Annotated in this window: 20 protein-coding genes and 12 tRNA genes; 8 read left to right on the forward strand and 24 right to left on the reverse strand. The window is 52.3% G+C overall.

Features of this window, described 5'->3' with window-relative positions; all coding sequences use genetic code 11:
- Positions 1 to 87: 87 nt before the first annotated feature.
- Positions 88 to 2,994 carry a hypothetical protein gene (locus tag K6123_RS13910; RefSeq protein ID WP_221798750.1) on the reverse strand — a complete coding sequence of 969 codons (2,907 nt, stop codon included), beginning with the start codon at positions 2,992 to 2,994 and terminating at the stop codon, positions 88 to 90.
- A gap of 201 nt (positions 2,995 to 3,195) precedes the next feature.
- Between K6123_RS13910 and K6123_RS13915 the strand changes: the two genes are divergently transcribed.
- Together K6123_RS13915 and K6123_RS13920 are read left to right on the forward strand one after the other, a co-directional pair.
- Entirely contained in the window at positions 3,196 to 4,029 is an 834-nt protein-coding gene (locus tag K6123_RS13915; RefSeq protein ID WP_221798752.1) for a 6-carboxytetrahydropterin synthase, read from the forward strand.
- A gap of 43 nt (positions 4,030 to 4,072) precedes the next feature.
- Positions 4,073 to 4,429 carry a RidA family protein gene (locus K6123_RS13920; protein ID WP_221798754.1) on the forward strand — a complete coding sequence of 119 codons (357 nt, stop codon included), beginning with the start codon at positions 4,073 to 4,075 and terminating at the stop codon, positions 4,427 to 4,429.
- A gap of 64 nt (positions 4,430 to 4,493) precedes the next feature.
- Here K6123_RS13920 and K6123_RS13925 read toward each other — a convergent pair whose 3' ends face one another.
- The gene (locus K6123_RS13925; protein WP_221798756.1) at positions 4,494 to 5,123 is read right to left on the reverse strand and encodes a DedA family protein; all 630 of its coding nucleotides are present in this window, start codon (positions 5,121 to 5,123) and stop codon (positions 4,494 to 4,496) included.
- Between the two features lie 185 nt (positions 5,124 to 5,308).
- Here K6123_RS13925 and purB point away from each other — a divergent pair, with 185 nt between their 5' ends.
- A complete protein-coding gene (gene purB, locus K6123_RS13930) occupies positions 5,309 to 6,673 on the forward strand; it encodes an adenylosuccinate lyase (RefSeq protein WP_221798758.1) in 1,365 nt (454 codons plus the stop codon).
- Between the two features lie 66 nt (positions 6,674 to 6,739).
- Here the strand turns inward: purB and K6123_RS13935 are convergent, their stop codons facing one another.
- Together K6123_RS13935 and K6123_RS13940 are read right to left on the reverse strand one after the other, a co-directional pair.
- A complete protein-coding gene (locus K6123_RS13935) occupies positions 6,740 to 8,596 on the reverse strand; it encodes an ATP-binding protein (RefSeq protein WP_221798760.1) in 1,857 nt (618 codons plus the stop codon).
- Between the two features lies 1 nt (position 8,597).
- A complete protein-coding gene (locus K6123_RS13940; protein WP_221798761.1) occupies positions 8,598 to 9,404 on the reverse strand; it encodes a phosphate/phosphite/phosphonate ABC transporter substrate-binding protein in 807 nt (268 codons plus the stop codon).
- 197 nt (positions 9,405 to 9,601) lie between these two features.
- On the opposite strand from K6123_RS13940, the gene K6123_RS13945 reads away from it, so the two are divergent.
- Together K6123_RS13945 and K6123_RS13950 are read left to right on the forward strand one after the other, a co-directional pair.
- Positions 9,602 to 10,762 (forward strand): cupin domain-containing protein, encoded by a 1,161-nt coding sequence (locus tag K6123_RS13945; protein WP_221798764.1) that lies wholly within the window; start codon positions 9,602 to 9,604, stop codon positions 10,760 to 10,762.
- 15 nt (positions 10,763 to 10,777) lie between these two features.
- Complete coding sequence (locus K6123_RS13950) at positions 10,778 to 11,704, forward strand: GNAT family N-acetyltransferase (protein ID WP_221798767.1); 927 nt, start codon at positions 10,778 to 10,780, stop codon at positions 11,702 to 11,704.
- A gap of 50 nt (positions 11,705 to 11,754) precedes the next feature.
- Here K6123_RS13950 and kdsB read toward each other — a convergent pair whose 3' ends face one another.
- The 9 genes from kdsB to K6123_RS13995 form a co-directional block, all read right to left on the reverse strand.
- Positions 11,755 to 12,528, reverse strand: a complete 774-nt coding sequence (gene kdsB / locus K6123_RS13955; protein ID WP_221798769.1) for a 3-deoxy-manno-octulosonate cytidylyltransferase — start codon at positions 12,526 to 12,528, stop codon at positions 11,755 to 11,757.
- 24 nt (positions 12,529 to 12,552) lie between these two features.
- Positions 12,553 to 13,560 (reverse strand): NAD-dependent epimerase, encoded by a 1,008-nt coding sequence (locus tag K6123_RS13960; protein ID WP_221798771.1) that lies wholly within the window; start codon positions 13,558 to 13,560, stop codon positions 12,553 to 12,555.
- A complete protein-coding gene (locus tag K6123_RS13965; protein WP_221798773.1) occupies positions 13,557 to 14,123 on the reverse strand; it encodes a KdsC family phosphatase in 567 nt (188 codons plus the stop codon). The genes K6123_RS13960 and K6123_RS13965 overlap by 4 nt, the downstream gene beginning before the upstream one ends.
- A gap of 159 nt (positions 14,124 to 14,282) precedes the next feature.
- Positions 14,283 to 14,358, reverse strand: a tRNA-Ala gene (locus K6123_RS13970).
- 19 nt (positions 14,359 to 14,377) lie between these two features.
- Positions 14,378 to 14,453 (reverse strand) — tRNA-Glu (locus tag K6123_RS13975).
- Positions 14,454 to 14,474: 21 nt separating this feature from the next.
- Positions 14,475 to 14,550, reverse strand: a tRNA-Ala gene (locus K6123_RS13980).
- Between the two features lie 154 nt (positions 14,551 to 14,704).
- Positions 14,705 to 16,213, reverse strand: coding sequence for a glutamate--tRNA ligase (gene gltX, locus K6123_RS13985; RefSeq protein WP_221798775.1), 1,509 nt, complete (start codon positions 16,211 to 16,213; stop codon positions 14,705 to 14,707).
- An 89-nt stretch (positions 16,214 to 16,302) separates the two neighbouring features.
- Positions 16,303 to 17,670, reverse strand: coding sequence for a capsular biosynthesis protein (locus tag K6123_RS13990; RefSeq protein ID WP_221798777.1), 1,368 nt, complete (start codon positions 17,668 to 17,670; stop codon positions 16,303 to 16,305).
- Positions 17,671 to 17,942: 272 nt separating this feature from the next.
- Positions 17,943 to 18,030 (reverse strand) — tRNA-Ser (locus K6123_RS13995).
- A gap of 224 nt (positions 18,031 to 18,254) precedes the next feature.
- On the opposite strand from K6123_RS13995, the gene K6123_RS14000 reads away from it, so the two are divergent.
- Positions 18,255 to 19,706, forward strand: a complete 1,452-nt coding sequence (locus K6123_RS14000; protein WP_221798779.1) for an adenylate/guanylate cyclase domain-containing protein — start codon at positions 18,255 to 18,257, stop codon at positions 19,704 to 19,706.
- Between the two features lie 16 nt (positions 19,707 to 19,722).
- Here the strand turns inward: K6123_RS14000 and queF are convergent, their stop codons facing one another.
- From queF to K6123_RS14015, 3 genes are read right to left on the reverse strand one after another with little or no spacing between them, the layout of a single operon-like run.
- Positions 19,723 to 20,538: an NADPH-dependent 7-cyano-7-deazaguanine reductase QueF gene (gene queF, locus K6123_RS14005; protein WP_221798781.1), complete on the reverse strand. Its 816-nt coding sequence runs from the start codon at positions 20,536 to 20,538 to the stop codon at positions 19,723 to 19,725.
- Positions 20,539 to 20,540: 2 nt separating this feature from the next.
- On the reverse strand, positions 20,541 to 21,317 hold the full coding sequence (locus K6123_RS14010; RefSeq protein WP_221798783.1) for an ABC transporter permease: 777 nt from the start codon (positions 21,315 to 21,317) through the stop codon (positions 20,541 to 20,543).
- Positions 21,314 to 22,234, reverse strand: coding sequence for an ABC transporter ATP-binding protein (locus tag K6123_RS14015; RefSeq protein WP_221798785.1), 921 nt, complete (start codon positions 22,232 to 22,234; stop codon positions 21,314 to 21,316). The genes K6123_RS14010 and K6123_RS14015 overlap by 4 nt, the downstream gene beginning before the upstream one ends.
- Before the next feature lie 21 nt (positions 22,235 to 22,255).
- Between K6123_RS14015 and K6123_RS14020 the strand changes: the two genes are divergently transcribed.
- Positions 22,256 to 22,567, forward strand: coding sequence for a PA2817 family protein (locus tag K6123_RS14020; protein ID WP_221798788.1), 312 nt, complete (start codon positions 22,256 to 22,258; stop codon positions 22,565 to 22,567).
- Positions 22,568 to 22,768: 201 nt separating this feature from the next.
- Here K6123_RS14020 and K6123_RS14025 read toward each other — a convergent pair.
- From K6123_RS14025 to K6123_RS14060, 8 genes are all read right to left on the reverse strand, one after another.
- Positions 22,769 to 22,844, reverse strand: a tRNA-Gly gene (locus K6123_RS14025).
- A gap of 22 nt (positions 22,845 to 22,866) precedes the next feature.
- Positions 22,867 to 22,942 (reverse strand) — tRNA-Glu (locus K6123_RS14030).
- A 148-nt stretch (positions 22,943 to 23,090) separates the two neighbouring features.
- Positions 23,091 to 23,166 (reverse strand) — tRNA-Gly (locus K6123_RS14035).
- 22 nt (positions 23,167 to 23,188) lie between these two features.
- Positions 23,189 to 23,264: transfer RNA gene (locus K6123_RS14040), tRNA-Glu, on the reverse strand.
- A 73-nt stretch (positions 23,265 to 23,337) separates the two neighbouring features.
- Positions 23,338 to 23,413 (reverse strand) — tRNA-Gly (locus K6123_RS14045).
- Between the two features lie 22 nt (positions 23,414 to 23,435).
- A tRNA-Glu gene (locus tag K6123_RS14050) sits at positions 23,436 to 23,511 on the reverse strand.
- A gap of 32 nt (positions 23,512 to 23,543) precedes the next feature.
- Positions 23,544 to 23,619: transfer RNA gene (locus K6123_RS14055), tRNA-Gly, on the reverse strand.
- 21 nt (positions 23,620 to 23,640) lie between these two features.
- Positions 23,641 to 23,716: transfer RNA gene (locus K6123_RS14060), tRNA-Glu, on the reverse strand.
- Positions 23,717 to 23,871: 155 nt separating this feature from the next.
- Between K6123_RS14060 and K6123_RS14065 the strand changes: the two genes are divergently transcribed.
- On the forward strand, positions 23,872 to 25,086 hold the full coding sequence (locus tag K6123_RS14065; protein ID WP_221798789.1) for a glycosyltransferase family protein: 1,215 nt from the start codon (positions 23,872 to 23,874) through the stop codon (positions 25,084 to 25,086).
- The last annotated feature ends 68 nt before the right edge of the window (positions 25,087 to 25,154 follow it).

Here is a 25,154-nt window from a genome sequence, read left to right on the forward strand (position 1 = left end):
ACCATATGGAGCACAGCCAAAATAGAAAGCACAAACAAAAATGCCCGCTTGATGCGGGCATTTTGTTGGATCGGGTAAACGCTGTGATTATTGCAGCGTTTCGAAGGTGCCATCGATATAGCGCACCACCCAGACTCCGCTCTCCTGCTTCACCGTGCCGTAAACGACATCCCGGTAATTAAGGTAGAAGGTCGCCGAGGTAATGTCTGTACTTTCATCAGACTCTGCCTGGTTGGCAGTCACACAGGTTTCGTATTCGCCATCGTCATTGACATAGGAAGTGTACGGCAACGGATCAAGATCCTTGCTCTGCTTCAAATACAGCGACAATGTGCTGTCAACGGTATCCGTAGTGCCGTCATCCAGCGCCAGCTTGGTGCCATCCTTGAAAATTACCAGACTACCGACGGTGTCGAAATCGTAGTCAGTACGATAGCTCAGCTTGATACGATCCAGGCTGGAGCCAGTACCTACAGTGATGTTGCCACTGGTCGTTGTACTGGAGTAGTCATGTGACAGTGCCGCGGTAACGTAGTAATCACTGGAGTTCGGGGCAGTCAGATACATATCAAACAGAGTATCCGGCTCACCCTTCAACTCAACCTCGGTCTGGAAACGCAGGCTGTTGAGGCCCAATACCATGGCGTCGTACAGGGTGCCATCAAAACTGCCACCGTCGCTGTCGAGATCATCCAGCACCATACAACCGTGGTCGTCCGTTGAGTTGGCTGGCCATTCGACAAAATAAGTGCCACGACCATCAATACTGATACGCGACAGCACGCCGGTCTTCCAAAGATCATTGATGTATTCCGTCAGATCCGTTTCACCGTATATACGGGATTTCGGCTCACAGGAATCAACCACCCAGTCAGAATCGCTTTCTTCCAGATAACACAGCTCGACATCGTGGGTATAGATCAGCTCGTCTTCATCATCGTCACCATCAAGGTCATCAGAATCTTCACGCTGTACATTCGGGTACAAGCGATAGCGAATAGATTCGCCTTTAGGCACGATCACATCAAGGTACTCAACCGTCTGGCTAGAGATGGTTTGCGATCCGGTACGGTAGCTGACCAGGTCACTTTCAACCGACCCTTCTGTAAATTCATCGGAAGTATTCGGGTTAAAGAAGCCGTTGAACGACGCAAATTGCTTCTCTGGATAATACTCACTGGCATTGGCGGCGCTGGCAGCAACATAGATATCCGTTGAATAATTATCGTCGTCGTCATCGTCACTGAAACTGTCCGATACCCGACCATCCAGGGCAACGGTATCAATGTTGAAATGCAGCTCAGAGGTGTCGTCCTGCGGATCACGAACGCCACGGTAGAACAAGCGGAAACTGCCACCAACCTGTAGCCGGTCAGAGGTGTAACGAGTGGTCGAATCATAAAATTCGAAATCGCCCCAACGCAGCTCATAACCAATCACTTCGTTGTTGTCAGGGTCATCCAGAGCCGATACTTCATCAGTGAAGTACACCCGCACTGCCGATGGCAGTTCGATGTCATTACTACTGTCGTCATCTTCGTAATAGTGATCGACCTTAAAAACCATATCGCCAATATTGAATGTACCCACAATCAGCACATCAATCGCGTGCGAGCTGGAAGGAGTATCGTCATCATCAGTGGTATTGGTATCCGCAACGCGCTGGGTCACGACGATATCGCCACCGTTCAGCACCAGCTTGCCGGTGGAGCTGTTATAGGAATCGATGCTGTCGAGCCAGGTCAGTGATGAATCCGGCGTTGGGCAACCCGCATTCAGGTAGCAACTGCTGTACAGTTCGTAGGTATCAATAAACGCCTGCAGGAAATCGTTGAACTCGTCTTCGTGTTCGTCTCCAAAATCTTTCAGGGTATCGAGATAGTCATCAACCGTATCGCGATAACCATCTTCAAAGAAGCTTGTCTGCACGTCCTGCAGCTGACCGACAAACGCCTTGGTGCGCTGCAGACCAACAGTGAAGTCTTCGTAATCATCGGAGCCCACCATGCTTTCGATGGTTGCTGGCACAGTTTCAGTCAGCGCATCTTCTTCAAGGTCGGCGATTTCGTCGTCGAAATCAGCGATCACCAGCGCCACATAACTAGCTGCTGTGGTGTTGGTCACAGTCAAAGCAGCGAGGTTGTCCCGCGCATCCTGATACAAGGCAGCCAGGCTGAGTGTTTGGGTGTCCCCAGCCTGCATCCACTGACCAGAGTTGCTAACCAGATCAGCCGCAACGTCATCCAGTAAGGTGCCAGTGGTGTCGGTTTCTTCCAGGTGCGTCCAGGCCGCCACCAACGCCCCATAACGGATACGATCCATGGCGGTAGCCTGATCACCGGTAAAGCTGTTGATATTGGTAAGATCCGCCGGGCGGGTGATCTGAATATCATCGACACCCAATTGGGTCGACATCACATCCACCGACTGCAATACAGACCAGGCAGAGTAATAACCGGTTTGCTGCCATTCAGCGGTCGATTCCACATACAGCAGGTTATAAGCCACTGATGCAGCCAGCCCGGTAAACGGCGTTATCATGATGCGCTCGTTCTCGGCCAGATCGTAAGCCACCGTGCTCCAGAGCTCACCGGCAACGGTATAACGACTGCCGAAATCAACAGCGTTGCCATCAAGATCGGTACAACCATCAACCCACTGACATTTACGCGTAGTACCGTCGACGTCCAGATCCTCATCGACCTTTTTGCCAATCAGGGTGAACTGGTGAACTTCCTCAGATGGAATAGTGATAGAGACACTGGCGTCATCTTCTGTCGCATATTCGGTGTAGGCCAGATTGGAGGCACTGTCGGTATTAACCTGACCACCTTCGTCCACGGTAACCGACCAGATGTAGGCATCCTTGAAATCATCCTGTCCCATCCGAACGTTGACGGATACCGTTGAGGAGCTACTGTTTCCTGAAGAACATCCTGCCAGCGTGGCAGTTACTACGGCGGCTGTCAGCAGCCCGCCTATTCGATTGTACATACCAATACAGATCCTGATTTGATTCGGCCAGCGAACAACATGACTCAGTCGTCCGGCAAACGGCGGTTATGATAGCAGGGTTTGGTCGACCAGCCAGAACAACAAGAGTTCAGATTCGTCAGAGTCTGCCAGAACCGTCGGCAGGGCGTGATTTAGCAACATAGCTCAGCTAGAATGCGCCGCCTCAAAGGGGTACCAAACATGCAACTATTCGTAAATCAACTGACCAACGTCGACTTTAGCTATCTGGATGCCGAGCGTGGCATGGTCGGCGAAACCTGGCTGGCTTCCGCCCTGCTGAATGGCGCACTGGATGACCAGGGCATGGTTTGCGATTTTGGCGTCGTTAAAAAGACCCTGCGCAACTGGCTCGATGATGAACTCGATCACCGCTTACTGGTGCCAGTCGACTCCCCCGCTCTCAGCTATACAACCTCTGGCGACCGTATTCAGCTGACGTGGCAAAGTGCCCGTGGCCCGATCGAACTGGATTGCCCGTTACAGGCCGTCACGCTGGTTGGTGCAGAAACTATCAACGAACACAGCGTGTCTGCCTGGTGCCTGCAACAATTGATGGGCAGCTTCCCGGTTAATGTTGAACAGCTGCAGCTGGAATTTGAGCCAGAAAATATTCACGGCGCTTTTTACCACTACAGCCACGGGCTCAAAAAGCACAATGGCAATTGCCAGCGCATCGCCCACGGCCACCGCTCCCGCATTGAAATCAAACTTGACGGGCGTCGCTCCCACGATGTCGAAAACGCCTGGGAAGAGCGCTGGTGCGACATTTACATCGGCACTGAATCCGACCTGATCGAGCAAACCGACAGCGCATTTCTGTTTGCCTACGATGCCCCACAGGGTCATTTCAAACTAAAGATTGAAAAGTCCCACTGTTATTTGATGGACACAGAAACTACGGTTGAACTGATTGCCACTCATCTGGCGAAGGTCATCAAAGCCGCCTACCCACAGCAACAGGTGGAAGTGCGCGCCTTTGAAGGCATCAACAAGGGTGCGGTGGCGTTCGCCTGAGCGCGCCCACCATTCATTCCCGCAGTTAGAAAAAGGACCCGACATGTCCAACATTGAACGTATCCAGAGCACCGAACGCATGAGCCGCATCGTCAAGCACAATGGCACGGTTTACCTGTGTGGCCAGACGGCTTGCCCTGCCGACGAAGCATGGAACATTCAGCAACAAACTCAAGGCTGTCTGGACAAGATCGACGCACTACTGGCTGAAGCCGGTAGCAGCCGTGACCAGCTGCTGTCTGTCACCATTTATATTCGCGATATGAAAGATTTCAAGGCCATGAACGAAGTGTACGACAGCTGGATTGCCAGCGTCGAAAAGCCAGCTCGCGCCTGTGTTGAAGCACGTATGGCACGGCAGGACCTTCTGGTGGAATTCAGCGTGATTGCCGCTTACTGAGCAGATCAGCACCCAGCTCCCACCCGTTCTTATGCAGGGTCCCGGCATGCCGGGACTTTATTGATCAGGCAGCTTGTTCTTCCATATTCTTTCTGATTTTCTTCTGCCCGAAGATAAACAGCAGCAGCGCAATCGGCAGTAACCACCAGAGCCATTCGTGCATCTGATCGGCATAACGCCGCCCCAACAGAAACGCCACCCCAAACAGCCCGGCAGCCCAGACCACGATCGACACCACATTGGCAATGGTGAAGGTGCTACCCGGCACCCGCGCCAGCCCGCAGGCGATATAACCAAAAGTACGCAAGCCCGGCATGCAACGGATTAGCGCCAACTGATGCCAGGGCGCCTGCTGCAATGGCAGCACCTGGCGCTGAATCAGCGGATGTTCAAAACGCTTCTTCAGCCACGGCCAGATCAGGGCGCCACGACCGGTCAAATACAAGGCACTGTCACCAATAAACATTCCCAGACAAATCGCCCCGAACGCCAGTTCGACATCCATTCGACCACTGGCTGCCAGCACACCGGCACCAATAATGGCGAGGTCTTCCAGCATAAAGGTAGACACGACAACCACCAGCACCAGCCAGGCGGGATTTTGGGAAAACGACAGCAAGGAATCGAGCATAACGACCTGCAAACATGGATTCATCAGCGCTGCCACCAGCGCCAGGCGGCGGCATTCTAACATTGTTGACCGCAGAGAATGGCTGACGTTTGCAAAAACTTTATGAAATAGCTGAGAAAAGGTGCATTTTCCGGTAAACTCCTGCGCCTTTTTCGGGGCCAGCGCGCGACAGAATCGTCATTCCCAAGCGGTTTGATGCTGTGCACGGCGGCCGCACATTCGCATTTTGAATCCATCGGGAAACGTCTATGGAACTTTCTGCACTTACCGCTATTTCACCTATCGATGGCCGCTACGGCAGCAAAACCAAGGCCCTGCGTCCGGTCTTCTCCGAATTCGGTCTGATCCATGCCCGCGTGGAGGTGGAAATCCGCTGGTTGCAGCGCCTGGCTGACCACGCTGAAATCGCCGAAGTGCCTGCGTTCTCCGAAGCGGCCAACAGCTTGCTGAATAACATCGTGGCCAACTTCAGCGAAGCCAATGCCCAGCGCATCAAAGACATTGAAGCCACCACCAACCACGATGTAAAAGCGGTTGAATACTTCATCAAGGAACAGTTCGCCGACAACGCGGAACTGCAGGCCATCAACGAATTCGTTCACTTTGCCTGTACTTCTGAAGACATCAACAACCTGTCGCACGCCATCATGCTGCGCGATGGTCGCGAAGTACTGCTGCAAGACATGCAGACCATCGCTGACGAAATCCGCAAGCTGGCGCATGAGCACGCCGCGCTGCCAATGCTGTCCCGCACCCATGGCCAGACCGCTTCCCCAACCACACTGGGCAAGGAAATGGCCAACGTGGTTGCTCGCCTGGAACGTCAGATTGCCCAGATCAAGGCCGTCGAACTGCTGGGTAAAATCAATGGCGCCGTTGGTAACTACAACGCCCACCTGAGCGCCTATGCCGACGTTGACTGGCAAGCCAACGCCGAACAGTTCGTTACCTCTCTGGGCATCAAGTGGAACCCATACACTACCCAGATCGAGCCGCACGACTACATCGCCGAACTGTTTGATGCAATCGCCCGTTTCAACACCATCCTGATCGACTTCGATCGCGATATCTGGGCCTACATTTCCAACGGCTACTTCAAGCAGCGAACCATTGCTGGCGAAGTCGGCTCTTCTACCATGCCGCACAAAGTTAACCCAATCGACTTCGAAAATTCCGAAGGCAACCTGGGTCTGGCCAACGCAGTGTTTGGCCATATGGCCTCCAAGCTGCCAATTTCCCGCTGGCAGCGCGACCTGACCGACTCCACTGTGCTGCGCAACATGGGCGTTGGTTGTGGTTACAGCCTGATTGCTTACGCTGCCACCCTGAAAGGCATCAGCAAACTGGAAGTTAACGCCGCCCGTATCGGTGAAGATCTGGACAACGCCTGGGAAGTATTGGCAGAGCCAATTCAGACCGTGATGCGTCGTTATGGCATCGAACAGCCATACGAAAAACTGAAAGCCTTTACTCGTGGCAAAGCTATCACCCAAGATGCAATGGGCGACTTCATTGCCAGCCTGGAACTGCCAGACTCAGTAAAAGCCGAGCTGAACGCCATGACGCCAGCCAGCTACATTGGTAACGCAGAAGCCCAGGCACGCGCTGTTTAAGCCGTACCGGACGCATGAAAAAGGCCGCAAATGCGGCCTTTTTCATTTGTCTGCTGCTCCAGACGATTATGGCTGCTGATGGCTACAGCCCAGCCATTTTGAGACCACCTCACCGAACAGCTCAACGTTCAATGGCTTGCTGACATAGTCGTCCATCCCCACCGCCAGACACTTCTCCAGGTCGCCCTTCATCGAATTAGCGGTCATTGCGATCACAGGTACCGTCTTGTACCCGGCACCACCTTCCCCGGCACGAATCCGCTCAGTCGCTTCATAACCATCCATTTCCGGCATCTGACAATCCATCAACACCAACTGGTAAGGATGCCTGCCATCATCACCACGCAACATGTACATCGCCTGGCGCCCATTTTCGGCAACCTCAGTAGCGCAGCCAAGGCGTTTCAACAATGACAGTGCCACTACCTGATTGACCCGATTATCTTCCACCAGCAGCACCCGTGCCTGCTGCCCGGCTGTCTGCAGAGATTCATCCAACGTATCAACGGCAAGGGAAATCGGTTGCCCTTCATCCAACAGCAAACTCACATGGGCGGTCGTGCCGACTCCCGGTTCACTTTCGAGGTCGATACTCCCACCCATCAGCTCACTCAGCTGACGGGTGATCGACAGACCCAGCCCCGTGCCGCCGTATTTCCGCGTGGTCGACGCATCTGCCTGAGAAAAGCTGTTAAAGATGATTTCCAGCCGATCCGGCGGAATACCAATACCCGAGTCCTGTACCGTAAAATCCAGGTGCACACCACCGGTGGGTTCCGGGGTGGTAATCACCTCCAGCCGAACCTCGCCAGCGGTGGTAAATTTCAGCGCGTTACCACACAGATTATTCAGCACCTGACGAATACGTGATGGATCGCCTTTCAAATAACGATGACGAATGCCTTCCGTTACCAGTACAAACTCCACATCCTTGCCCTGCAACTGGGCCTGATGCTGCTGCGCCACCTCATTCAGCAAACCTTCCAGATCAAAATCGATTTGCTCCAGCTCCAGCTTGCCCGCCTCAATCTTGGAAAAATCGAGAATGTCGTTAATCACAGTGATCAAAGACTTTGCCGACGACAACGCCAGTTCAGCACGCTCACGTTGATCAGCCGCCAGTGGTGCATCGAGCATCAACTGCAACATGCCCAGCACACCATTCATGGGAGTACGAATCTCGTGACTCATGTTGGCAAGGAACTCGCCCTTGGCCTTACTGGCACTCTCGGCAGTTTCGAGCGCCTGCACCAGTTGCTGACGTTCTTCCTGCAGCAGTGATCGCATGGTTTCAAAACGCACCGCCAACGCCGCCAGTTCGTTGCTACCAGCGAGCGGAATCACGGCCGCATAATCACCTTCCGACAGCGCATTCATGGCCTTGCCCAAGCCCTGGAGCGGCTGCGATACCAGTCGATAAAACACCGCCAGCATGGATGTGGCGACCAGAAACAGCATCACCAGCAATACCAGATAAATCGATTTGGTCTGGTCATGAATGCTGTGCAGCACAGACTCCAGATCAAAATAAAGATCAAGATGTCCGAGCAGCACCTTGTTATGGTAAATGTCGTGATGGTAAATCCGCACACCGGCTGAAAATTCCTGGCCGACCGGGTCCTCCAGCGGGTACAGCGACAGGCCGTCCGGGTTGTACAAACCAATCTCCAGCCAACGATCATTGTTGGCCAGAATCGAATCCAGGTTGTCATAGACGTTGGAAAGATCGCCCTGAATCAGCATCGGAATCAGGCCCTCGCCGACGATACCAAGTGACAACTCGACTTCGGTGTTCCACTCCTGCAAGGTGCGCTGGTCCACCTCGTCAGTCCAAATAAACCGCGCATACAACAAAGCCGCCAGCACCAATAACACCAGCGGCAACATAAAGCGAAAAAACAGACTGCCGGTCAGATTTTTCATATCAGTCCTGGAAGTTCTCCAGATGTAATTCCCTTACACCGTCATAGTCGGCAACACTGCTGGCGATTGGATCCCGCATTGGAATCTCCGCAAACAGCTCTGGTCTTTCCGCCGCCAGCGCCAGCAGCGCCTGCTGGATATTCAGCCGCATGGCTTGACCCAAACGCGGATGCACCACCAGCGGATGTGCCGGTACCTGACGGGTTTTATAAATGGTTTTCAGGCGCGCCTGAATGTCATCCGGCTGCTCTGACAAGGTTCGCTGGACACCACCACCCGCTGCTGCCAGCCCCTTGATAACATGCAGGTAAACCGACGGATGGGTTTTTACATAGCGCGGTACAATATCAATGCCGAATCGACCTTTCAGTTCAGCCCGCATCAGTAAGGAAGCTCCCAGCGCATTGGGCGAGGGAAACGCGACCACGCGACCATCCAGCTGTTCCAGCGAAGTGATATCCGAATCATTACGAACCACCAACACCCCTTGCAGCATCGCCGACCCTGACCGCAGCACCGGGATATAACCCTGGGTGTCGTAGGCCACCAACGCATGATAAGGATTCATATAGGCAATATCATAGGCACCGGCTGCAAAACCTTCTTCAAAATCCGGAATCCCCTCAGAACCGACCAACTGCAATTGACAGTGCAGACGAGTTTCCAGCTCGGCCAGAATCGGCTGCCAGGTCTCCAGCAGCTTGCGTTGCTCAAACTGTGGCACCACCCCAACCTTCAGTTCGCACTCTGCCCAACTACCCACACTGAGCAAGGCCAGCCCCAATAAACTCCAGTACCGCCACTTCATCACCCGGATCACCTGAACATTACTTATTCTGATCTCTAAGACTAGCAGCGAAATGCCAATTCAGCTGCTCCTGCAGATGAATATATGGCCATAAGGCGACATACGAAAAGCCTTCTCCGGACGATAAAAACCGAGGCATTTTTACGCGTTTTTCTATACCCTTCGCAGCATTCGTTTTACTTTTAGAGGAACAGCCTGTGCACCTGTTAGGCGAACTTAGCATTGAAGAATTTCTGCGTGATTACTGGCAGAAAAAACCGCTGTTGATCCGTAACGCCTGGCCCGATTTCGAGCCCCTGCTGGGTGCTGACGAGCTGGCGGGTCTGTCTCTGGAAGAAGAAATTGAATCCCGCATCGTGATTGAAAACGGCGAAGATGGCCCATGGTCGATTCGCAAGGGACCATTCTCGGAAGCGACCTACGCCGACCTGCCAGAAGAAAAATGGACCCTGCTGGTACAAGCCGTTGACCACTGGATTCCGGAAGCAGCCGACCTGGTCGAGCAATTTCGCTTTATTCCCAACTGGCGCATCGACGATCTGATGATTTCCTACGCCGTTGATGGCGGCAGTGTTGGCCCGCATTACGACCAATACGATGTATTCCTGCTGCAGGCCGAAGGTCAGCGTGAATGGCGTATCGGCCAGATGTGTAGCGAACAGTCTGCCATTCTCGACGGCCCTAAAATCCGCATCCTGGCGGACTTCGAAGAAACCGACCGCTGGGTGCTAAACCCCGGTGACATGTTGTATTTACCACCCCAGCTGGCTCATTACGGCATTGCCCGTGGCGAATGCCAGACCTACTCGATTGGCTTCCGCGCACCCAGTGTTGCCGAGCTGGCGCAATCTGCCATGGATCAGGTACTGAGCAACAGCACCGAAGACCAACGCTACACTGACGCCGACCTCAGCAGTGTCGAAAATGCCCGGCCCGGTGAAATTGGTGATGGCGCCAAACAGCGCCTGAAAGCTCTGCTGGAACAAGCCATCATGCAGCCAGAAGCACTCGGCGACATCCTCGGCAAACTGATGACAGAAGCCAAATACCCGGAACATCAGGCCGAACGCCTGGAAGACGAGGACTGGGAAGACTGGCGCGCCGAACACAAGCAGCTACCAGAACTGCGCAAGAACGAACACGCCCGCTTCGCCTGGCAAACCAGCGTCGATGGCATCCGCTTCTACGCCCAGGGACAGGCCTATGAGTTACAAGCAGAAGACCAGCAGCTGGTTGAGCTGCTGTGTCATTCCAACAGCTACCCCCGCGAACAACTGGCCGACCTGCCATGCTCTCGCGAAGGTTACGAACTGCTGAAAACCCTATGGCTCAAGCAGCTGATTTTTGAAGTCGAATAACTAACGGAGGGAGCGATGCCAGCCAGAATTATCGAAACCCGCTGGACCGAGCAAGAAGCCGCGATCAGCGCTATTCGCGAGCAGGTTTACATTCAGGAGCAAGGCATCGCCCCCGAGGATGAATGGGATCCACAAGGCGATGCTGAGGCGATTTATCTGCTGGCATTCGATGCTGAACAGCCGGTTGGCTGCGTTCGGCTGCTACCCGACGGTCACTTTGGCCGTCTGGCCGTGCTTAAATCCCATCGCTCATCCGGCCTTGGTGCACAGCTGGTCAATGGCATTGCCGACATAGCCCAACGCGAAGGACACCCGACTCTGCTGGCCAGCGCCCAGTGCTCCGCGGTCGGATTTTATCAGCGACTGGGATTTCTGATCGCCAGCGAGTTTTTCGACGATGCCGGTATTCCGCATCTGGAAATCTGCAAGCCGCTCAACGACTCGGCTGCCCCAGCGATTTTTAGCAATCACTGGTTACTGGGCGAAAACAGCAATATCCACACACTAGCCAGCCCGTTCGACATTGAAGGCTGCCTGCTCACCCTGCTTGGCCAGGGCCCCTTAAAACTGCAAATCGCCATCGCCAACCCGGAAAATCCACTCTGGCATAACGAACGTCTGCTGGATGCACTGACTCGTCATATCAGGAAACGCCACAGCAATCCGCTACCGATACTGCTTGGCCACGAACAAGGCATCAATGACAAGCCACTGGTGCGACTGCTACGCCGAGCCAGCAGCAAGTTCGATGTGCGGGTTCACAGCGGTCTGACAGAAAGCTTCTGGCTGATTGGAAGTACCGGCTGGGTGCAACAAAGCAGCGATACAGATGCTCGTGCCAGCGCCCACGATCCAAGGCATTTCAATCAGTTACAGCAGCAATTTGAAGACTTGTTCAGAACGGCCAACAAGGCCAGGGAAATGCGACAACTGGGGCTTTAAACCCCGGTTTTGGTTACCCGGCAGACCGGGTAACCATCAAAGCAAAGCAATCAGGCTCCAGCCAGCTGCTGCAACATCTGTTCGACACGAGCAACATCGTCCGGCGTGTCCACACCGTGTCCTGGCGGCTCATCAATCACCGACATATGAATCTTGATGCCGTTCCACAACGCCCGCAGCTGCTCCAGTGATTCCACCAGTTCCAGCGGACTGGCTTCCATTTCAGAATACTGCTTCAGAAAAGATACCCGGTAACCGTACATGCCGATATGGCGGTAAACCGGAGCCCGACTGGTGATCACACCCGGGTTGGTTTTATAACCATCGCGATCCCATGGAATGCTGGCGCGACTGAAGTACATGGCAAAACCCTGCTTGTCTGTCACGACCTTGACCACGTTGGTGTCAAAGGCATCGTGATCAGAACGCACTGGCGTACAAATGGAACTCATACCCGCGACCGGGTTTTCCAGCAAACCTGAGGCAGTTTTTTCGATCAATGAACGTGGAATCAATGGTTCATCGCCCTGCAGGTTCACAATCACAGCATCATCGGCCCAACCCTTGATGCGGGCAACTTCAGCAATCCGCTCGGTGCCGTTTTCATGATCCGGCGAGGTCATCACTACGTCCGCACCAAACGCCAGTGCTGCCGCCTGAATACGCTCATCGTCTGTAGCAATCACAATCTCTGCCACGCCGGTTTCACAGGCGCGCTCGTAGACATGCTGAATCATCGGCTTGCCAGCCAACTCAATCAATGGCTTGCCCGGCAGACGGCTGGATGCATAACGAGCCGGAATTACAATTTTATAATCACTCATTTCCCTGAAATCCTTATACCGCGATCACTCTGCGTGATACGCCTTGTACCATTCAACAAATTTACCCAAACCTTCGGCCAGCGGTGTATTCGGCGCGAAGTCGACATCAGCAACCAGATCATCCACATTGGCGTGCGTCGCAACCACATCGCCGGGCTGCATTTCCATGTAGTTGATATCCGCTTTTTTACCGATTGCAGATTCCAGTGTGGAAATAAACTCACCCAGTTCGACACTGTTGTGGTTACCAATGTTGTAAACCTTATACGGTGCACTACTGCGGCTCTTGTCGCCGCTTTCCGGCGTCCAGCCTTCGACACCTGCAGGAATCTTCTCAGCAATACGAACCACACCTTCAACAATATCATCTATGTAGGTGAAGTCCCGACGCATCTTGCCGTAGTTGTAAACATTGATGGTTTTGCCAGCCATGATGTTTTTGGTAAACCCCCAGGCGGCCATGTCCGGACGGCCCCATGGGCCATAAACCGTGAAGAAGCGCAGGCCGGTCACGGGCAAACCGTACAGGTGAGCGTAGGTATGGGCCATCAATTCGTTGGCTTTTTTGGTTGCTGCGTACAGCGATACCGGATGATCAACGCTGTCGGTGGTGGCAAACGGCAGCTTGGTATTGAGCCCGTAGACAGAGCTGGAAGATGCAAATACCAGATGCGGGACCTTCTGATGACGACAGCCTTCGAGAATATTCAGAAAGCCAACCAGGTTGCTGGATACGTACACATCCGGGTTTTCAATGGAATAGCGAACACCGGCCTGGGCTGCCAGGTTAATCACCCGGTCAAAGGTGTGTTCGGCAAACAACTGGGTTACCGCGGCCTTGTCGGCCAGATCCATCTCAATAAACTGAAAACCGGCTTTTTCCTGCACCCATTGCAAACGGGCATGCTTGAGGCTGACCTCGTAATAATCATTGAGGTTATCAATGCCGACCACTTCGTAGCCGTTATCGATCAGCTGACGTGAAACATAGGAACCAATAAAACCAGCAGCGCCAGTTACCAGAGCTTTCATTTAATCACCTCAAATTCAGGCAGCATCGCCTTGATATATGCGTCTTCGAGCGACATTCGACTTCCCAACACCAGGTCAGCCACTTCACGGGCAACACCCTTGCCACCCGGCTTGTCGCAGCAATAGTGAGCACGGTCATGCACCATCCAGAAGGCGTCGGCGGGCGCAACAGCCAGGCCAACGCGAGTCATGACCTTGAGGTCAATCACGTCATCACCGACGTAACAAACCTGCTCCGGCATCAGCTCAAGCTGATCAAGAATTTCCTGCAAACAAGGCCACTTGTCACTGGCACCAGGATAAAAATATTGCACGCCGAGATCGCTGGCGCGTTTTGCCAGCGCCGCTGAGCTTTTGGCAGAAATAATCGCAGTGGCAATATCAAAGCGTTGCAGCAATTTAATACCAACACCGTCTTTTACATTGAAGTGTTTTACCTGTTCGCCCCGCTCGCTGTAGGTCAGTGTGCCATCCGTCAGCACACCATCAACATCAAACACGACCAATTTTATGTTCGCAGCCAAAGCGCGCACAGCAGGGGAAACTCGATCAGTCCAGGACATGGGATTTCCGTTTATGGCTAAAAAATTCCGATTTCGGAGTAAGCAATTGTAACCAGACGGAGGGCTGTCAGAAACACCACAATGCTGAACAAAACCAGATAATTTGGTTTCGATATTCAACATGGGATATAAATGAGTTGGTACTACGGACGAGAAAAATGGTGGAGCCTAGCGGGATCGAACCGCTGACCTCAACACTGCCAGTGTTGCGCTCTCCCAGCTGAGCTAAGGCCCCATTTGCGTAAAGCAATAAGTGGCATCCCCAAGGGGATTCGAACCCCTGTTACCGCCGTGAAAGGGCGGTGTCCTAGGCCTCTAGACGATGGGGACACAAGGACTATCTTTGAGAATTGGTGGAGCCTAGCGGGATCGAACCGCTGACCTCAACACTGCCAGTGTTGCGCTCTCCCAGCTGAGCTAAGGCCCCCTCTCAAAGCGTGGACGCATAGTACTTAGAGGCCCCCGAGGTGTCAACACCTTTAAGAAATATTTTTTTAAACAATCACTTAGCAGCGACTTTAAAACCAAAACGGCGCTTTGGAAGCGCCGTTTCAAAAACCGAAAATGGTCAGGTACACCACTCAGGATTCGCTGATTGCCTGCTGGATAGCGGCTGCTACAACTTCGTAATCCTTTTCCATCTTCTTCAATTTCTTCTTGCCAACACCACCCAGTAACTCAATCGCACTGCGCACGCGAGAACGACTCATATCCGGCCCCAGCAGTGCCATGGAGTCCAGCACCGAAATCGTGCTGGAAGTACCGGCAATGGCGATAAAGAACGGATAAAGAAAATCACGCACCTTCAGTTCCAGCTGACCAGCCAGAGCAAACAGCCGTGCTTCAATTTCCGCTTTATCCCAGTGACGAATGGCTTCCAGTTGCCACAGACCAAACTGAAGGGTTTTCACGACAGACTCCGCGTCGTAAGCCTTGTGCTCAAACTGCTCAGCCTTCAGCTCAGGAATGCCCGCCAAAAAGTGACCCGCCAGCGGCACAACATCACTGAACACCTCAACGCGCGGTTGCACATGAGGAATCAAAGGCAGCATGTTTTCCGGCTTCAGACCCCACTGGGCAAATCGGGTCGCAAACTGCTCTGGCGTCAGCTCGCGCAGCCACATACTGTTAAGCCAGCGCAGCTTCTCCATGTCAAACACAGGACCACCGAGAGAAACGCGCTGCACATCGAAGTTGGCGAACATTTCTTCACGAGCGAATTTTTCACGCTCATCAGGCATTGACCAACCCATCCGACCCAGATAGTTCAGCAGCGCCTCTGGCATAAAGCCCATACGCTCGTAGAACATGATGGAAGTCGGGTTCTTACGCTTGCTCAGTTTTGTTTTGTCCGGGTTACGCAGCAGCGGCATATGACACAGCTTTGGCATTTCCCAGCCAAAGTACTGATACAACAACTTGTGTTTGGGAGCCGAGCTGATCCACTCCTCACCACGCAAAACATGAGTGATTTCCATCAAATGGTCATCCACCACGTTGGCCAGGTGATAGGTTGGCATGCCATCAGACTTCAGCAGAATCTGGGCATCGACCTGAGCCCAGTCCAGCTCGATATCGCCACGCAGCATGTCCTGCACCACACAAACGCCCTCTTCCGGCACTTTCATACGCACAACGTATGGTGCGCCAGCCGCTTCACGACGAGCATATTCGTCAGCATCCAGTTCAAGATCAGAGGCTTTAATGGCAGTACGGACTTCGGCTGCTTCTTTCTGCTTGCGCAGCTCGTCCAGCTCTTCAGTGGTACGGTAGCATTTAAAGGCATGACCGGAATCAAGCAGCATCTGTACGTGCTCGAGGTAAATATCCTTACGCTCGCTCTGACGATATGGACCATGAGGACCACCTACATCCGGACCTTCGTCCCACTCCAGTCCCAGCCAACGCAAACTGTCCAGAATCGCCTGTTCGGAATCTGCGGTGCTGCGCTGCTGGTCCGTATCTTCGATACGCAGCAGGAATTGACCACCGTGCTGACGGGCAAAAGCCAGATTAAACAGAGCGATGTAGGCAGTACCCACATGAGGATCGCCAGTAGGTGACGGTGCAACACGAGTGCGGACGGTCATGATAAAACTTCCGATGAAAATGAATGCGGGATTATAGAAAATCAGCAGGGGGTTTTACAGCTGCCGCCACACATTGCAGCAACAGCCAATCAAGCATTGGCAGCCAGAGGGTCAGAACGCTTAACAGCCAACTCAACATCTTCCGAGCAAGTCTTCGCGCTGAGCAAATCGAGAATACGCTCTTCGATGCCATAACAAGCGACTTCCATGCCTTCACGCACATAGAAATCACCCGGAATCAGAGACTCCTGCTTAAGCCATTGAATATAACGAGTACGCAGCTTTCTGGGGGCAACAAAACCACCCTCCCAGAACTCATCAAAATCCGGCTCTCCGTGAGCACAAGTAGCCAGCAATGGATTGGCATATAAAGCCTTGCCAACCACCATCAAAGGCACGCCATGGAAAATAGCCGACAAACCCGATGTGCTATTAATGGTAATCATGCCAGCCGAATGCCGAGCCAACAGACCCATTGAGCCAATGTCAATAACATCAACCCGATCAGCAACACCCAACTGATGGGCAAGATCACGAATAAAACCAATATAATTGCAATGCCCCCGCTCCATTGGATGAACCTTGAATACCAGCCGTGTAGTGGCCGGAGCAGAGCGGGAAAATGAATGAATGCTTTCGGAGATCAGCCGGGTCGAATTCCACCCCAGCGCCGCACTCTGCAAATTAGCATCGACAGAAACCTGCAGAGGCACCAGGTAAAACGCCTTGTCACTATGCTCCAGCAAACGCTCAATAGTATGAAAGTTAGAAGCCTGGCCGCGATAACGTCGATACATATTACGCAACCAATAGAACACCTCTACTGGCAGGATAAACCGTCGATGAAACAGTTCTTTTGAACGTCCATGAGTCGCCAGAGAGCGTGCCAGATAATACGCGGCACCGAGTGCAGACATACGAGAAAAACTCTTGAACTGGCGAACAGGAATATCCTGAAGACAGGCTTGGTCATCCGCAGGAATAATACCCGCGAGCGGGGATGAAGCATTATTACCACCCCGCTCCGCCGTAATAAAACCAGAACGGACATAACCCTCTTCCAGCGACAACACAACAATACCCAGATCCTGGGCCAGCTTGCGCGCAACCACATGAGCTGGTCGCTCAGAACCAAACAACACAATGACATCAATGGAATTTGCAGTCAGAAAGTCTGCGAGCCAGTGACGCCAGTCAGACAAACCACCACGAAAACTGATACCACCGCCAAACAGGCGATCACCAGCATTGAAGTTGACCTTCCAGACTCGAAAGGAACTCGCACGGAGATGCTCAGCCAGAGCATTGAAAAAGCCCCCAACCGGACCTTGCAACAAGAGCACTGCTGGCTTGGAGTCATTAGTCACCCCCAGAGATTCCCTCTCTTCAGCAACATCAACAGAAACATCTGGCTCCTGCTGATATGAACGATAGAAACCCACTCCCACTACGCTCATCAAGAATTTTCCATTCCAGTGATCAAACAAGCACTTCAGCGACTTTGCCACTCACCACGGCCAAAGCATACCCAAACCCGACAAAACAACGACTTATCACGTACGGACAGCGCAACAAACTGTTCAATCAGAGAATAGCAGACAAGGCAGCACCATTCAGGTGCAAAACGCTTCAATGTGCGAGCGGTATCAAAACGTAACGAAGAATCACAAACCCCAAAACAAAAAAGCCCGATCATTGATCGGGCTCTCTGGACTTGCGTCTTAATTAGTGGCGGTGAGGGAGGGATTCGAACCCTCGATACCTTTCGGTATACACACTTTCCAGGCGTGCTCCTTCGACCACTCGGACACCTCACCGTTGCTTCTGGGCGTTGCCCTGTCAGCGGTGGCGTACTTTACGGATGAACCCTCTCCATGTCAACACTTTTTTCAACAATTCCAAAAACTTAGCTGAACAATGTAAAATTGAAGCCAATAGCTGCTGGTAAATGACCGCCTATCCCTCGTGCCTTTACCTTGCATTCAATACCCTGTATACAGAATCCAATCACGGCGTATCCATTCATCGATCACTGCTAGCAATGACCACCCAGACCACTGACATTCCAGCTCCAGAAAGTCCATTTTCCGCTCGTCCCGACTATGTAGCCCGTTGCATTGGTTACGGCACAGGCGCGATCACCATCGCCACCGGCATCTCGCTGGGCTATTGGCACGAGGGCTTTCTGATCGCAATGGCGTTCTTCCTGGTCTTTCCGCACTTTACCGAAATAATCGACAAGCGCTTGCACTGGACTCGTCGCACTGCCTTGACCTGGCTAAGTCATCTGGATGCCTTTATAGCCGGCACCCTATTAGGCATGGTTGGTTCCCCCATCGAGTTCACCGCACCAGTATTCCTGATGTTGAATACCAGCCTGATCCTGATCGGCAACAAGGTCAGCTGGGTCACAGCCAACTCGGTATTTCTGCTGACAGCAGTCACAGGCGGAACCTTGCTAGGTACCAAAAGCCCGACCGATCTACCACCCGAACTGACACTTGCCTGCGCCGCTGGCACAGCCCTGTTCTTCTCCGCTCTGGCGGTTTATGCGTCCAACCAGGCTCGCTACATTGCCAAAATGGACGAACAACTGAGAAAAGAAGTAGATCGATATCAGGAACTGTCACAGCAGGTCTCCAAGTACGTCGCACCTCAGGTACGGGAATCCATTCTCAGCGGCAAAAAAGAAGCAATTCTGGAAACCCAGCGCAAAAAACTGGTGGTGTTCTTCTCTGATATTGTTGGCTTCTCATCTCTGTCTGATCAAATGGACGCCGAACCACTCACCGATCTGTTGAATGGTTATCTCACCGATATGTCCAACATTGCCCTCAAATACGGCGGCACCATCGACAAATTTATCGGCGACGGCATCATGATTTTTTTCGGCGACCCGGTATCCAAAGGCATCAAGCGCGACGCATTGGCCTGCGTTGCCATGGCGATTGAAATGCGCCGCCATATGCTGAAACTCAGGAAAAAGTGGGCAGAACACGGTCTTAGCAGCCCACTGCAAATTCGAATGGGCATTAATACCGGCTACTGCACTGTGGGGAACTTTGGCACTGACTCACGCATGGACTACACCATCGTCGGCCGCGAAGTGAACCTTGCCAGCCGCCTGGAGAGCGGCGCAGATGCCGGAGAAATTCTGATTTCAAGAGAAACTTATGCCCTGATCAAGGACAAGATCATCTGTCGTGAGCGCGGCACTATTATGGCAAAAGGCTTTCGCGATCCGATCCCGGTTTTTCAGGTTATGGACTACCGCCGCGACCTTGGAGCCAACCCGTCTTACGTCAACCATGAAACCGAAGGCTTCTCTCTATATATGGAGTCTGATCGTATCAAGGAAACCGAACGAGCCAAGGTTGCCGAGGCCCTTGAGCGAGCCGCAGCAAAACTCAAACGCGGCGCCGTCACCAGCAGAGGCGCCCAGCCAGCCACCCGGAAACCGGCAGCACCCAAACAGGAGGCCAGCAAAAGCTGACCTCCTGGCTTTGATATTATTGCCGCCCCAATCGGAAGTTTGGAAAACCCTCACACGGGCAACTGCTACGCACTGGATTGATATCCAGACCACCGCGTCGAACGTAACGAGCACACACCAATAGCCTTTCCGGAGCAAACTTCGCCATCAGATCGGCATAAATCTGCTCCACACACTGCTCATGAAAGCCCTGATGCTGACGTATCGATACAATATAGGCCAGCAACCCCTCGCGGGAAAATGCTGCGCCCTTGTATTGAACGTACAACGAACCCCAGTCTGGCTGCCCAGTGACCGGACAATTCGACTTCAGCAAGTGCGAACAAAACCAACCATCCTCTTCACCATCCGCTGACTGCAAAAGACCTGCATCAGGCTCATAGGCCGTCACTTCAATATCCAGATCATCCAGACAGACCGCCTCTGGCGCAGCCGGGAACACCGTATCCAGAGTCAACAAAGTTACTTTTACATCAGCACCAGCGGCTGCGGACAAATCCTGCTGCATCAAGGCAACCACGTCATCATCGCTGGCATAACGACTCTGGTTAAAGGAATTCAGATATAACTTGAACGACTTCGACTCAATGATATTGGGACTGGCTGCCGGAATTCGAAACTCCGCCATTTTTACGACCGGTTTGCCCCTTGGGTTCAGCCAGGAAACTTCAAAACCGTTCCAGGTATCCTCACCATAAAAATCACCGGTAAAACCGGCGATATGCTTGCGCCCTTCCAGCCTTGGAATCGGAAACAACAAGGACGCATCGTATTCATCCTTGTACTCTGACTGTTTACCAAGGGGATTTGCAGGAGAATCGATCGCTGCCACAGTTATTGCCTCATACCAGTGCCACGCTTGAGCAGGAATACACTGTACCCACCCAACAGCACAATAAATACAAACATCATCAAAAACGAAATACCAACCCCCACATCAGACACCCCAAGAATGCCGTAACGGAAGGTATTGACCATATAAAGAATCGGATTCAACTGCGACAGCCACTGCCAATGCTGCGGAAGCAGATCAATTGAATAGAACACACCACCCAGATAGGTCAGCGGTGTAATCACAAAGGTCGGTATGATCGAAATATCATCAAACTTGCGAGCGTGCACCGCATTAATAAAGCCACCCAACGAAAACAGCACCGCCGACAGCACCACAATCCCTACCACAATCAGCAGGTGATGAATCTCCAGACTGGTGAAATACAGCGACAGCAAGGTAACAATAACGCCCACACACACACCTCGAGCCACACCTCCAGCGATAAAGCCCGCCAGAATCGTCAAAGGATGCACTGGCGCTACCATCAACTCTTCAACACTTTTCTGAAACTTGTTACTGAAGAACGACGACGCCACATTGCCGTAGGCATTGGTAATCACACTCATCATGATCAGGCCCGGCACGATAAATGACATGTAATCGACACCATGCATCTCACCGATACGCGGCCCAATCAAATTACCGAAAATCACAAAATAGAGCGACATGGTAATCGCTGGCGGCACCAGGGTTTGTTGCCAGATCCGCATAAAACGACGGATTTCTTTCGCCACAATGGTCGTCAACGCGACCCACTGAATTTGGGCCTGAGTCACGCTGCACCTCCACGCACCAGATTAACAAACAACTCTTCAAGCCTATTGGCCTTCGGGCGCATACTTCTGACACCAATACCGGCCTGCGACAACTTTACAAATACCTCATTAATCGCTTGCCCTTCCTGAACCACAACCTCCAGGCAATCTGCAGACACCAGCCGCGATTCAACCCCTGGCAGCACAAAACCATCAACCAACGGGGACTGCAAATCGAGCACAAAGGTTTCAGCGTGCATTTGCGCCAACAATGAACGAACACTGGTCGAGCGCACAATCTCACCCTTGTTGATAATGGCAATATTGCGGCACAACTGCTCCGCCTCTTCCAGATAATGAGTCGTCAGAATGATCGTTGTACCGGATTCATTCAGCTCCTTCATGAAATCCCACATGGAACGACGCAGTTCAATATCAACACCTGCCGTTGGCTCATCCAGAATCAGGACTTTTGGCTGATGAATCAAAGCCCGGGCAATCATCAAGCGGCGCTTCATCCCACCGGAAAGCATGCGAGATGCTTCGTTACGCTTATCCCAAAGATCCAGCGCCTTCAGCAAATATTCCGCCCTGACCCGCGCTTCTGCTGCACGCAGACCAAAATAGCCCGCCTGGGTAACAACAATATCCTCAACCTTCTCAAACTGATTGAAGTTAAATTCCTGCGGCACCACCCCAAGATTCAGGCGCGCCCCGAAAGAATCAGCGTTTACATCACAGCCCATTACTTCCGCAGTACCACTGGTTTTTTGTACCAGACCACTCAAGATCCCCAGCGTCGTTGACTTGCCAGCACCGTTTGGCCCCAACAAGGCAAAAAAATCACCCTGCTCAACGGTCAAGTCGATGCCCTTAAGCGCCTCAAAACCGTTACCATATACCTTTCTCAAGCCCTGAACGTGCAGTGCAGGAACCATAAAATACCACCCGAGATTTGTATGAATCAGAAAAACGATCACATCGAACTGTTGCAAGCACTAAAAAGCCGCTTGAAAGCGGCCAACGAAAGCGACGTGATTACAGAGGACATGATACAACAGCTGGACGACCTGATTGACCAGCTGACGCAACACACCAGCACAGCCTATGACGATACGCGCGACTGGGTTGCCAACATCCTGCAATTTACTCCCCAGTTGACGCCCGCAATCGATCGCCAGCTGCTATGGCTACTGGGAGGCGACTGCCTTCACTACCTGACAGACGAAGAAATCGCACAGTTTCAGACCATCGACGACGCCAGCTACTAAGCTGACCCACCTGATTTTAGCCCATAGCAAAAAGGCCGATGCTTTTGCATCGGCCTTTTCATTTTTCAACAAAGACCCACTAAATATCGACCTTCTGAATATGGAGCGGGAAACGAGATTCGACCGGGCTGGCGTTCCAGCTCGCGACTTTGTCGCGCCTATCCGCTTGAAAAACTGAACATAAACCAGTCTTTCTGAATATGGAGCGGGAAACGAGATTCGAACTCGCGACCCCAACCTTGGCAAGGTTGTGCTCTACCAACTGAGCTATTCCCGCATTGTACTTCTCTAATGAGAAGTGGCATCCCCAAGGGGATTCGAACCCCTGTTACCGCCGTGAAAGGGCGGTGTCCTAGGCCTCTAGACGATGGGGACACTAAGACATACTGCAATTTACCAAGTAACCTTCAGGACCAATCACCAAAGTGATTTATCAACTGCTCAATACTTGGAGCGAGAAACGAGATCCAACCAAGCTGGCGCACCAGCTCGCGACCCTATCGCACGCTTTTCCATTAAATAATGGAGCGGGAAACGAGATTCGAACTCGCGACCCCAACCTTGGCAAGGTTGTGCTCTACCAACTGAGCTATTCCCGCACTGTACTTCCCTAATGAGAAGTGGCATCCCCAAGGGGATTCGAACCCCTGTTACCGCCGTGAAAGGGCGGTGTCCTAGGCCTCTAGACGATGGGGACACTAAGACATACTGCATTTACCAAGTAATCTTCAGGACTAACCACCAAAGTGATTTATCAACTTCTGAATATTTGGAGCGGGAAACGAGATTCGAACTCGCGACCCCAACCTTGGCAAGGTTGTGCTCTACCAACTGAGCTATTCCCGCACTGTACTTCCCTAATGAGAAGTGGCATCCCCAAGGGGATTCGAACCCCTGTTACCGCCGTGAAAGGGCGGTGTCCTAGGCCTCTAGACGATGGGGACACAAGGACAAATTTCCGAAACGCATAATAAATTGGAGCGGGAAACGAGATTCGAACTCGCGACCCCAACCTTGGCAAGGTTGTGCTCTACCAACTGAGCTATTCCCGCAATGCACTTCTCAAATGAGATTGGCATCCCCAAGGGGATTCGAACCCCTGTTACCGCCGTGAAAGGGCGGTGTCCTAGGCCTCTAGACGATGGGGACGTCTCGGAAGTGGTGCGTATCATACTGATAAGTTTTTGGTTTGCAAGGGCTTTTTTGGTTTTTCTTTGCAATAAAAGTTTTTGCTTGTCGACCTTTCACCATACAGGACCAAGGAGCCATAATCCCACCAAACAACAGGCATTTGAGGTAAGCCAATGCAGTCATCCACTCTCTTCGTCAGCTTTTCCAAGAGAGGTATTAACTATGCATTGGATGCGTCTGTTCGCTACCGCTGTATTTTCAAGGCGGAACAACTTCGAAGCAGGGGCAATCAGGCTGACATTATTCACATTCGCGACATTCGCAAGATCCATCTGCCCGACTACACGACTGTCATCTGCCACCGCCCGTTCTGGTGTCGGGAACTGTCCTACTTATTCAGGCACGGCACCCGCCTGCGACTCAAACTGCTTGCCGACTACGATGACCAGCTGTTTCGTCCCGACTTGGCGGCAGATAGCCCGACCGTCCAGAATGATCGTGAGTCGTTACAAACAGCTCGGCGCCAGAGCAAGCTGTCGAGAAAAGCGCTTCGCAAATTTGCTCATTGCCAGATGTCGACCACTCATCTGATCGACAGCGCAATGAAGGTCCACCACCTGTGCGACTACGAGTTTGTTCCAAATACCCTGCCAAGCTACTGGGTTGATATGTATGCAGCTGTCGAACCGTTAGAACGACTGCAGCAAAAGATCATCCGCTACTTTCCTGGCACAGCTAACCATACGGCTAATTTTGTGCTGGTGGAAAATTTCCTGTCGCAATGGCTGGGCCAGAACCCGGATGTCATTCTCGAAGTCGTAGGCAACATTCGAATAAACACTGACAAATTCAAACCACACCAACTACGCCAGCGTGCGTTTGTCGATTTTAACCTGCTACCAACACTGATCAGAGATAGTTGGGTCACCATCGCCCCACTGGATAAAAACAGCTTCAATGAGTGCAAAAGCGGCTTGAAGTTCTGGGAAAGCGGCGTTTTCGGCGTTCCTGTCATTGCTTGCAATAATACGGATATGGAGCGCTTTCGTAACGATGGATTATTACTGAGTGCAAATACAAGGGACTGGGAAGAATTCCTCGAACATTTAAAAGTACCAGACAATTATTGCAGCGCCTGTAGCGCAGCCCATCGGGCCGCAATGAGTGCAGTAATCCCCACACCACCAGAGAATTTTTCTCTTTCACAGCAAGCTGGAATACCCAGTCTGAACGCCACGAACGCCCTAATGGCAGCCGACAATACCAACCCTGTCATTAGTATTCATCATCGAAGATTCAAAAAATTGCTACGTGACCCGCGTAGATTCTGGCGCGACTCAAAACTGCGCAAACTAACCAGTCGTAGCAGCCAACAACAGAAAGGATAACATTGTCGCCATTTACGATAGGCTTGCCAGATTCCCTGCCTTGAATCAAAACCTCTCCGACTGCGACT

It is taken from the genome of Oceanobacter mangrovi, from assembly GCF_019740315.1.
Lineage (GTDB): Bacteria > Pseudomonadota > Gammaproteobacteria > Pseudomonadales > Oceanobacteraceae > Oceanobacter > Oceanobacter mangrovi.